The organism is Nonomuraea sp. NPDC005730 (assembly GCF_040630865.1).
Lineage (GTDB): Bacteria > Actinomycetota > Actinomycetes > Streptosporangiales > Streptosporangiaceae > Nonomuraea.
In genome coordinates, this window is sequence record NZ_JBEXYK010000029.1 from 99,937 (window position 1) to 108,876 (window position 8,940).

9 protein-coding genes are annotated in these 8,940 nt (G+C 67.5%); 5 read left to right on the plus strand and 4 right to left on the minus strand.

The window, feature by feature from the left end; all coding sequences use genetic code 11:
* Window positions 1-10: 10 nt before the first annotated feature.
* The 3 genes from ABZ444_RS28880 to ABZ444_RS28890 all read right to left on the minus strand — a co-directional run bounded on the left by ABZ444_RS28880 (window position 11) and on the right by ABZ444_RS28890 (window position 2,440).
* A complete protein-coding gene (locus tag ABZ444_RS28880) occupies window positions 11-880 on the minus strand; it encodes an SDR family oxidoreductase (protein ID WP_358003276.1) in 870 nt (289 codons plus the stop codon).
* A 72-nt stretch (window positions 881-952) separates the two neighbouring features.
* Complete coding sequence (locus ABZ444_RS28885) at window positions 953-1,855, minus strand: UbiA family prenyltransferase (RefSeq protein ID WP_358003279.1); 903 nt, start codon at window positions 1,853-1,855, stop codon at window positions 953-955.
* A gap of 39 nt (window positions 1,856-1,894) precedes the next feature.
* The gene (locus ABZ444_RS28890) at window positions 1,895-2,440 is read right to left on the minus strand and encodes an EF-hand domain-containing protein (protein ID WP_358003282.1); all 546 of its coding nucleotides are present in this window, start codon (window positions 2,438-2,440) and stop codon (window positions 1,895-1,897) included.
* 909 nt (window positions 2,441-3,349) lie between these two features.
* Between ABZ444_RS28890 and ABZ444_RS28895 the strand changes: the two genes are divergently transcribed.
* The 3 genes from ABZ444_RS28895 (at window position 3,350) to ABZ444_RS28905 (ending at window position 5,956) form a co-directional block, all read left to right on the plus strand.
* Window positions 3,350-3,781 (plus strand): hypothetical protein, encoded by a 432-nt coding sequence (locus ABZ444_RS28895; protein ID WP_358003285.1) that lies wholly within the window; start codon window positions 3,350-3,352, stop codon window positions 3,779-3,781.
* Window positions 3,782-4,585: 804 nt separating this feature from the next.
* Entirely contained in the window at window positions 4,586-4,969 is a 384-nt protein-coding gene (locus ABZ444_RS28900; RefSeq protein ID WP_357988886.1) for a CBS domain-containing protein, read from the plus strand.
* 100 nt (window positions 4,970-5,069) lie between these two features.
* Window positions 5,070-5,956 (plus strand): IS5 family transposase gene (locus ABZ444_RS28905; protein ID WP_358003299.1). Its coding sequence is split into 2 segments (ribosomal slippage): window positions 5,070-5,748 and window positions 5,748-5,956, totalling 888 coding nucleotides; the frame shifts between segments, so codons are not numbered across the junction.
* A 186-nt stretch (window positions 5,957-6,142) separates the two neighbouring features.
* Here ABZ444_RS28905 and ABZ444_RS28910 read toward each other — a convergent pair.
* Window positions 6,143-6,679, minus strand: coding sequence for an AAA family ATPase (locus ABZ444_RS28910; protein ID WP_357988889.1), 537 nt, complete (start codon window positions 6,677-6,679; stop codon window positions 6,143-6,145).
* Window positions 6,680-7,104: 425 nt separating this feature from the next.
* On the opposite strand from ABZ444_RS28910, the gene ABZ444_RS28915 reads away from it, so the two are divergent.
* Together ABZ444_RS28915 and ABZ444_RS28920 are read left to right on the plus strand one after the other, a co-directional pair.
* Window positions 7,105-7,935, plus strand: a complete 831-nt coding sequence (locus ABZ444_RS28915) for an IS5 family transposase (protein WP_358003287.1) — start codon at window positions 7,105-7,107, stop codon at window positions 7,933-7,935.
* Window positions 7,932-8,363 (plus strand): hypothetical protein, encoded by a 432-nt coding sequence (locus tag ABZ444_RS28920; RefSeq protein WP_358003290.1) that lies wholly within the window; start codon window positions 7,932-7,934, stop codon window positions 8,361-8,363. Before ABZ444_RS28915 ends, ABZ444_RS28920 begins: the two co-directional genes overlap by 4 nt.
* Window positions 8,364-8,940: the final 577 nt, after the last annotated feature.

Consider the following 8,940-nt stretch of genomic DNA (forward strand, 5'->3'; position numbering starts at 1 on the left):
AGCGTGCGGTTCAGCGAAGGAAGACAGCACGCGCCAGACGGTCCCACGAGCGGTCGCCGGCCAGCGCCCTGGCTGCCAGCATCATCCGTGCCGCGCCGGCCACGCGGTAGCGGGCTCGCGGACGGGCGGCGGTGGCGGCCCGGGCGATGACGTCGGCGACGCGTTCGGGAGGAACGGCCAGCGCGGCGATGGCCGCCATGAGCGGTGGTGCAGGCCCGGCCGCTGAGCAGGGCATGCCGAACTGCCCGGCGATCGCCTCGATGTTGTCGTGCAGGCGCGCCAGGTCGGCGGCGTACGGCCCGCTGGGCCGCGCGGCGCGCTCGTGGGCAAGTTGCTCCAGCAGCGTCCGGATCAGCCCGGTGCGGACGAAGGCCGGCTGCACCAGCGCCACTTCCACACCCCACGGCACCACCTCCATGCGCAACGCGTCGGTGAGCCCTTCGAGGGCGTGCTTGGAGGCCGAGTACAGCCCGAACATGGGCAGGGTGAGGCGGCCGAAGACCGAGCCGACCATGACGATACGGCCCCGGCCCGCTTGTCGCATCTGCGGCAGGACCAGCCGGGTGAGCCGGACGGCTCCGGTGAGGTTGGTGGCGAACTGGGCGGCCAGCCGCTCGTCCGTGGCCTCCTCCACCGGGCCTACCTGGCTGTGTCCGGCGTTGTTGACCAGGACATCGATCGTCCCGTGCTCGGCGTGGACCTGTCCGACGGCGGCGGTGGCCGATTCGGGGTCGGTGACATCAAGGCGCAGCACATGGCAGCCCGCTTGTCGCAGCAGCTCATCGGTCGCGGGTTGTCGCATGGCCGCATACACCGTGAGTCCCCGCCGGGCCAGCAGCAGGGCGGTCGCCCGGCCGATGCCGCCGGACGCCCCGGTCACCAGTACCGGACCATGACGAGACGCACCAGACATGTGCGGGCCTTCCTCGCAGCCGCCCCCACGGGGGACGGGTCATCCCAGAACCAGCGGTCCGCTGACCAACCAGCACCAGGTCAGGCAGTACAGCTGATAGGTGGCGGCGTCCTGCCGTGCCGTGCGCAGGACCGTCAGCCGCAGGGCGACCCACCAGCAGCCCCCGGCCAGGACTACCGCCCACGTCCACCATCCGGCCGCGGTGACATCGCAGGTCAGCCACGCGGCCACCACCGGCAGGGCCGTCAACGCGCAGGCGGCCACCAGCCGCACCGGCCACTGCCCCACCGCCATCGGCAGTGTCCGCCGCCCGCAACGCCGGTCGCCGGACACGTCTCGCAGGTCCTCCACGAACCCCACCAGCCAGTACGCCGTGCCTGCAGCGACCCACGGCCAGGCGCGCGAGGTGAGGGGCCCGGCGATCTGCCACCCGGCTGCCAGCAACGCCCACGCCCCGACCACGATGGCCGGATTCTTCACGTACCAATGGCGCATCAGCCCTCGGTAGGTTCGCAGGCCTACCATTGCGAGCCACAGCACCGTCCAGGCCAGGATTCCCATCAACGCCCCGGCGAGCAGGAACGCCGCGACCGCCACCCTCCAGCGCACCCAGGCCCCGCGCGCGGTCATCAACCCGGCGGGAATCGGCCTCCAGGGCTTGTTGACCTGATCTTCGGCAACCCCGCTGGCCTGGTTGGACAGCGTGTGAACGCACAAAAACAGCCAGAAGTAGACCAAGGCCTTGGCCAGCACCCACGGCAGCTCCGCCAGGGGCAGTGCGTGCGCGCGCCACGCGGCGGCGGACGCCAGCACTCCTGGGATCACCGCGGCCGTCAGATCGGTGACGTTGCACCGCCATGCCAGCACCACCTCTCGCCTGGCCCACCGGCGCGGTGACAACCCCGACGCCCCCCACTGCTGCAGCGCAGGTGTCTCCGCCATGCCGCTCCCTCTCAGCTCGTACGGCGCACCGGAGCATGCCTACATAGGGCCGAACAGCCAGGCACCCCGTCCGCCGGCGTCGCTGCCGGTATAGAAGTCTTCTATCGCGGCGTCCAGTTCTGCGGCGGACAGCCGGCCGTCCTGGTCGGTATCCAGCTGCTCGAATGCGAGTGCGATGTCGTGCTCCGACGTTCCGAACGCCCGCTGCAACCGCGCGAACTCCGCCGAACTGAGCACACCGTCGCCGTCGACGTCCATCATCGCGATCAGCGCTTCGATCGCCGGGCGGAATATGCGCGCATAGCCGTCGGAACGGGTGACGAACGCGGCCGTCATGCCCACCCGGAACTCCTCCATCGTGATCTGGCCGTCCCTGTCGGCATCGAAGCCGGCCGCCAGCTCCTGCCAGAACACTTCCATCCGCTCTGCGAATCGCTGTGCCTTCGCCGACGACGGCGCTTCACCCAACTCCTCCAGCAGCCGAGTGCCCAGCGCGTCGAGATCCGACCGTGCGACGAGGCCATCGCCATTCGCATCGAGATGATCGAAGGCCCGCTTCAGCTTGCGAGCCAGTACTTCAGACATCAGGAGGCTCCTTTCAAACACCCAAGGCCACGATATGTAATCGTTAAACGACTTACCGTAATTTGGTGCTTGCGAAACCAATCATGGAGCTGCAGGCATGTTCTCCGGTAACGGCATGTCAAGGACGGTGGCGCGGAGAAGACGGTGCGGCGCTGCGTCGCCCTGCTCTGCGCGCAAGCCTTCGCTGAACAGCGCGGCACCGGCCCGTGTCTGGCCGCCGTGCGCGCCGCACCCGCTCGCCTGTCGGAACTCACAACGCCTGGCGACGCCTGCGCTGGTACCCCAGCGTGGAGCACGCTCTCGCCGCTACGCACGGAGTTGCCAATCCGTGATCGCGCCCTTGGGGGATGTTGCCGCAAGTCGCCGAACTTCGAAGTGCGACCTCGCCGGGACGGTGTCTTCGCCGAACCGACACTCGGCGCCGAATTCTGCTCCGATCTTGCTGAGAGTCCTTCGCGTCCCTCCAGGCATCACGCGCAGGGAGTTCTGGCATCCTCTGCAGGCGGCTTCCGATCATGATAAGCACACTAATGATCTTGATCTGAATCTTTGAGTTTGGCGCAGGGCTCAGCTGGTCATTCGGGTAACCATGGGGGGCGAACTCATGGGACTGTACGCCCAGGGAGGAGGCGGGGCCGCCTGGCCGCAGGAGTCGCCGCCTCCGAGGAACCCGTCGACGATCCAGCCGATCATTCCGTAGTTGCATTCAGTGGAGTTTGCGGTCTCGTCCGTTGCGCTGGGAGGTTCGACTTTGGCGTGTGCTGGTCCGGCCAGTGTGGTGTAGGCCAGGGTTGAGGCGGCAGTCACGGCGCGTAGAACGCGTATGGAACGCATGTCAGCCCTTCTGGAGATGTTCTACCCAGACTAAACGTTCGGTAGCCGAAAGGCTACTTTCTGCAACATTCGGTGGTGATGTTCATGATCCGGCGTTCTGCAGGACAGGCTCGCCGGAAGCGTCGCGGCGGGATTGACGAGATCACGGGGTGGCAGGTGCGGATGGAGCGTGGTCGCGTCGCCGAGCTCACCCGCCGCGGGGCGGCAGCGTGGTGGCGCGCCGACGCCACTACCGGCGGTGTCGATATCGAGTGGAGAAAGGCGGCCAAGGCCCGCCGCCAGGCGGTCCTGTTGGTGCTGCCGCCGCTCCGGCTCACCGACGACCAGAGCGACCTCAGCGGCCGGATGATGCAAGCGTGCGCCGATCAGGACCCACATTCACGGCCTCACCGGAGGCGCGCTGGCAACGGCGCCTCATTTCCCGCAGATCGTTATCTCAGCGTCGCGCATGAGTGCGCGACGAGGTGTTCGGTCACCTCGCCTGACCAGGAAACGCGGCGGCGATGAGTTCGACGAGAAAGACAAGGCCGTGGTGGCTGCGTTCGCCCCCACGGTGGGCCTCGCGGGGACAATGCCCGCCTGTACGAGGAGTTCCACCAACGGGAGACGTGGCTGTCCGCCTCTGCGGGGTGACCGCCCGCCCTCTGCCGAGACTCACCTACGCGAAGCGCTGTCGGCGGTGGTGACTGCCCTCGTGGTCGCTGCTTCCCAACGCTGCGGGGGCGGGTGCCGGCTACCGAATTGACGGAAGGGGCCTGGCGCACAGGAACTCCGGGGGACGGCCTGAGGGATCGTGGGCACGTTCACACAAGAGTCCGATGATGGCCGGGAAGACATGCAGAACACTCCCGCGCTGAACACGTTGCCGTGGCACCTGAGGGACGTTCTGAGCTGATGGTCCTACTCGGCGCGGGCGGACACCTCGCGGTGTGCTCGCCTTGGACATGAATCGGCCGCTGGCCGTTCAGCGGGGCCGACGAACGGGGGTGGTGCCTTCGCGGGGAAGACGGCGATCACGCTGGAGCAGATGGAGGCGCGCCGGCAAGCCGAACGGCTGGAGTTGCTGGTGGAACCTGAATGACGTCTCCACAGGTTCTGCCCGGCCTGCCAGGCCGGGTCCTTCCGGGGGGCGTGGGGGGTATCGGCTGAGGAGGAGCCGGAGCTACCTGGAAAAGGCGGTACGCGCCCGCGGTGGCGGGCCCCTCCACCATCGGAGCTGACGAGCGAATCTCGAGACGTCAGGTCACGGTGTGGCCGCGTTACGCCCCGCCTTGAGCAGCTCGCCCAGTGACTCACAAGAGGGAGCGAGACATGGCATACACCGTTGTCGAGATTGCAGTCGAAGCGCCGCCGCGCCGGATGGCGGAGCTGAACGTCGGTGCAATGCCCGTCTGCGGCAATGAGGGGCAGCTCAAAGGGATCATCACCGACCGGGACATCGTCGTGAAATGCGTCGTGAAGGGGAAGAACCCGGCCACGATTGCTGCGGGTGAGCTTGTCGAAGCAGAGCATGTGTGGTTCATCGACGCGAACGCGGGCGTCGAGGAGGTCCTGCATCAGATGGTCGAGCACAAGATCCGTCGTCTACCGGTGTCGGAGAACGAGGAACTGGTCGGCGTCATCAGTCAGGCCGATCTCGCGGCGAAGCTGCCCGAGGACAGAGTCAGCGAGCTAGGGCCTGTTTCGAAGTCTTGATCAACGGCGTGTCGAAGCGGGACATGCAGAGAGGTCTCCGGTAAAGGGTTCAACGACCAAGAAGAACCTGAACTCCGGAGACCTCGTGGACACCTTAGCGGTGACGCGGCGGTTCGACCTCACCGATGCGCAGTGGGCGCGGCTGGAACCGCTGCTGCCTGCCGGCAAGAAGCCAGGTCGACCGTCGCGGTGGAGCAAGCGCCAACTGATCCACGGCATCCGCTGGCGGGTACGAGTGGGCGCGCCGTGGCGGGACGTGCCGGAGTACTACGGCTCCTGGCAGGCGGTCTACAGCCTGTTCCGCCGCTGGCAGCGTGCCGGCGTCTGGCAGCAGATCCTCACCCACCTGCAGGCTCTGGCCGATGCGGCGGGCTTGATCGGCTGGCAGGTCGGGGTGGATTCCACCGTCTGCCGGGCCCATCAGCATGCGGCCGGCGCAGCCCCGTACGGCCACCAGCAGGCTGAGCCGCCCGGCGGACTGCAGTCTGAGCCCGCCGATCACGCCCTCGGGCGCTCCCGGGGCGGCCTGTCGACCAAACTGCACCTGGCCTGCGAGCAGGGCCAGCGCCTTCTCGCCCTGGTGGTGACAGCTGGGCAGCGCGGCGACGCGCCACAGTTCCCCACAGTCATGGCCGCGATCAAGGTGCCCCGGCTCGGGCCCGGCCGCCCGCGCACCCGACCCGAGATCGTCCGCGCCGACAAGGCGTATTCCTCCCGCGCAGTCCGGCAGCACCTACGCTCTGGCAAGATCCGGTGCACCATCCCCGAGCCGGCCGACGCATCGCCGCCCGACAGCGGCGCGGCAGCCGCGGTGGCCGCCCGCCGTCCTTCGACGCGGCTGACTACCGCGCCCGCTCAGCCGTCGAGTGCGGCATCAACCGGCTCAAACGCCACCGCAGCATCGCCACCCGGTACGACAAACTCGCCGTTCGTTACGAGGCCGCCGTCCACATTGCTGCGATCAACGACTGGCTCACGATCCTTTGAGACACGGCCTGGCGGCCGGGCTCGCCGCGGCTGGAGAAGGGGTACCATACTGGTGACGTCGCGTATTCAACCGTCGCGGGTTCTCGATGCTGAGGGCACGGTAGTGACTGACGGTGATTTCCAGCGGCAGACCGGCTTCGTGCGCAGCCGAAGTGCTCAGAGCCGCAGGCTGTTGCGATACGCGGTCTAATTGGACCTGATAGCGAGGTCGTGGGCCCACGCGAGCACCTGTGTCGCCAGGCCGGCATGATCTGCGCCGACGGCTTGGAACACGGTCGTGATCAGTTCTCGGCCCTGCGCCGCGTCTGCTAGCGCGTCGTCGATCCAATCCCGCGGTGCGTTGCGCTCCCGCAGTCGACGTTCCCGCTCGTCATCGGGGCAGTCCAGCAGGGCCCAGTGGACCGGCCCGTCCCATCGCACGAACGCGGGCACCTCGCTGGCGTCGGGGATCGGACACATCAGCAGTACGGGATGGCCCGCCCGGCGCACCATGGTCACGATGCGTCGCCACATCCGGTCGTAGGCCGGCCAGATCGGCGCCGCCTCTGGCTCAGCAATCGGCACGCCGATCAGCTCGCCGTCCTCGAGCAACTCGTCCATGTCCATGACGACCAACCCGTCCGCCGCCTGGAGGAGGTGCGGTAGCAGTGTCGTCTTGCCCGCTCCGGGCGCACCCGCGAGCAGGTACAAGGGTGTGTGCATGCCCTTGAGGTGATCTCCCATGCAGCCGATGGTAGCCAGCTGGACGTTGACTGCCACCTGCTTAAAGGACGGCTGCGATGCTGAATGCGTGAGTGAGAGGATCCGCGCGACCAGCAGACGCTTTCATCCCCTGTCGCGAGTTGTCGGCAGTGCGGAGCTCGACGGTGACCGTCCGTGCTCCCCGGCGGCGTAGCGGCTCCATGCGCCGCCGGCCTCGTTGAGGAGTCGAGCGGTGGTTTTGTCGTGGTAGCCGAGAGCGTCAGCGACAACCGGGGCAGGCATCTCCAGGAGTTGCTGTCGTATAGCGGCGCCGCGGGCGGCCGCCGCGGATGCCGATCTCTCTCAGAGTATGTTATGCGAGCCTCTGTCCATGATGTCGCAGTGTGATCGTATGGATTTGTAGCGTTACCGCCGATCGGCGGATCCCGATGTGCTGGGATGGCGCGATGAATGAGCGCAAGCCGTACCCGAGCGACTTAACCGACGCGCAGTGGGCGTTGATCGAACCCGTGCTCACGGCCTGGAAGGCCGCGCACCCATCGGTCAGCGGCCACCAGGGCAACTACGAGCTGCGTGAGATCGTCAACGCGATCCGCTACCAGGGACGAACTAGCGTCCAATGGGACTATCTCTCCCACGATCTGCCGCCCAAGGGCGCGACGTACTACTACTTCGCCAAATGGCGCGACGACGGCACCGACAAGACCATCCACGACCTGCTGCGCTGGCATCTGCGCGAGCAGAAGAAGCGATTAGCCGACCCGAGCCTGGTCGTGCTGGACACCCAGAGCGTCCACGTCGCGGCAGGAGTCCCCGCGGAAACGACCGGAAAGGACGTGGCCAAGAAGGTGCCGGGCCGCAAACGGGGCCTGGCCGTCGACGTGTTGGGACTGGTCATCGCCGTGGTCGTGCTCGCGGCCTCAGCCCACGAGAAAGCCGCCGGGATCGCCCTGCTCGACCGGGTCGCCGCCGCCACCGAGAGCACCGTGACCAAGGCGCTGGTCGATCAGGGATTCAAGACCGCGGTCGTCGCCCATGGCGCCGGTCTGGGGATCGACGTGGACATCGTCGAACGCAACCCCACCGACAAAGGGTTCGTCCCCCAGCAGAGGCGATGGGTCGTCGAGCAGACGTACGGAATCTTGATGTTCCATCGGCGTCTGGTCCGCGACTATGAGCACCTTCCCTCCAGTTCCGAATCACGGGTGTACTGGGCGATGACGGACGTGATGTCCCGACGCCTGACCCGCGCAGCCCCGTCCAGGCGGTGGACATGACCAGGCCCGACACCCACCCGCCCGATCCCGGAACCTGGCTCCTGGACCGACTGGATGCCCGCGAGCAGGCTTTGACCTGCCAGATCGAGCAGACCCAGGCCGAGATCGACACTCTGACCGCGCGTCTGGGCGAACTCACCCAAACGGTCGAGCACCTGCGGATCAGCCGCAAGACCCTCATCTCCCTCGCCGAAGAAGATCCCACCCCGGTCGATCAGGACGCGCCGCCCACAGGCTTCGATCATCCCGCCTACCGGCAGATCCTCACCGTCTTCGGCGAGACCGGCGGCTGTCTGCGTGCTCGTGACCTGGATCTGCCCCTGATCTCGAACGGTATCCAGAACGTTCGAGCCAAGCTCAAACGCCTGGCCAGCCGCGGCATCCTCGTCGAAACCGAGCCCGACTTGTTCACCCAGCCACTCCCGTAGGCCGAACGGTGACTCGCCGACCAGCAGGCCTCATCCAACCGCAACGACGAAAGGGACATCAGCTCGCGTAACGCACTCTCAGAAGCGCGGACAGATGGTCGTGCGGGAACGTCACAGATGGCGGCTGGTGGGCCCGACCTTACCGACAGGCCGGGTTGTCACCGCGCCGGTGGGCCAGGCGGGAGGTGGTGCTGGCTCCCTTGGACCCGGCGTTCAGCCCCGCAACGCGGCGACGGCCTGCCCGATGCGCTGCTGGCGGGTTCCCCGGCCAGGAGGGCCTTCGAGACTGAGTACAGAATTGAGCGGTAGAGGGTGGGGGGAAAGCCTTTGTCCGGCCAATGCGCCGCCATGTGGCCGGACAAGGGCCCCCAGGCGGCGCCCAAGGGGCGGGGCCGCGCGCTCGGCGGGGCTGCGGCGGTGATGGTTACAGCAGGCCGCCGCCGCGGTGGACGACGTGGAGTTTGCCGTCGTACGCCGCGACGGCAGGGCGTTCGACGGAGGTTGCAGCGGGGCTGAAGGCGGTGTCGGTGCTCCAGCTGGTGCCGTCGAAGCTGGACCAGTAGAGCTTGGTGTTGCG

What these genes read in the sequence shown, in the direction of transcription:
- ABZ444_RS28885 (WP_358003279.1), bottom strand. Translation starts at nt 1,855, where the DNA reads ATGGCGGAGACACCTGCGCTGCAGCAGTGGGGGGCGTCGGGGTTGTCA.
- ABZ444_RS28890 (WP_358003282.1), bottom strand. Translation starts at nt 2,440, where the DNA reads ATGTCTGAAGTACTGGCTCGCAAGCTGAAGCGGGCCTTCGATCATCTC.
- ABZ444_RS28900 (WP_357988886.1), top strand. Translation starts at nt 4,586, where the DNA reads ATGGCATACACCGTTGTCGAGATTGCAGTCGAAGCGCCGCCGCGCCGG.
- ABZ444_RS28910 (WP_357988889.1), bottom strand. Translation starts at nt 6,679, where the DNA reads ATGGGAGATCACCTCAAGGGCATGCACACACCCTTGTACCTGCTCGCG.
- ABZ444_RS28915 (WP_358003287.1), top strand. Translation starts at nt 7,105, where the DNA reads ATGAATGAGCGCAAGCCGTACCCGAGCGACTTAACCGACGCGCAGTGG.
- ABZ444_RS28920 (WP_358003290.1), top strand. Translation starts at nt 7,932, where the DNA reads ATGACCAGGCCCGACACCCACCCGCCCGATCCCGGAACCTGGCTCCTG.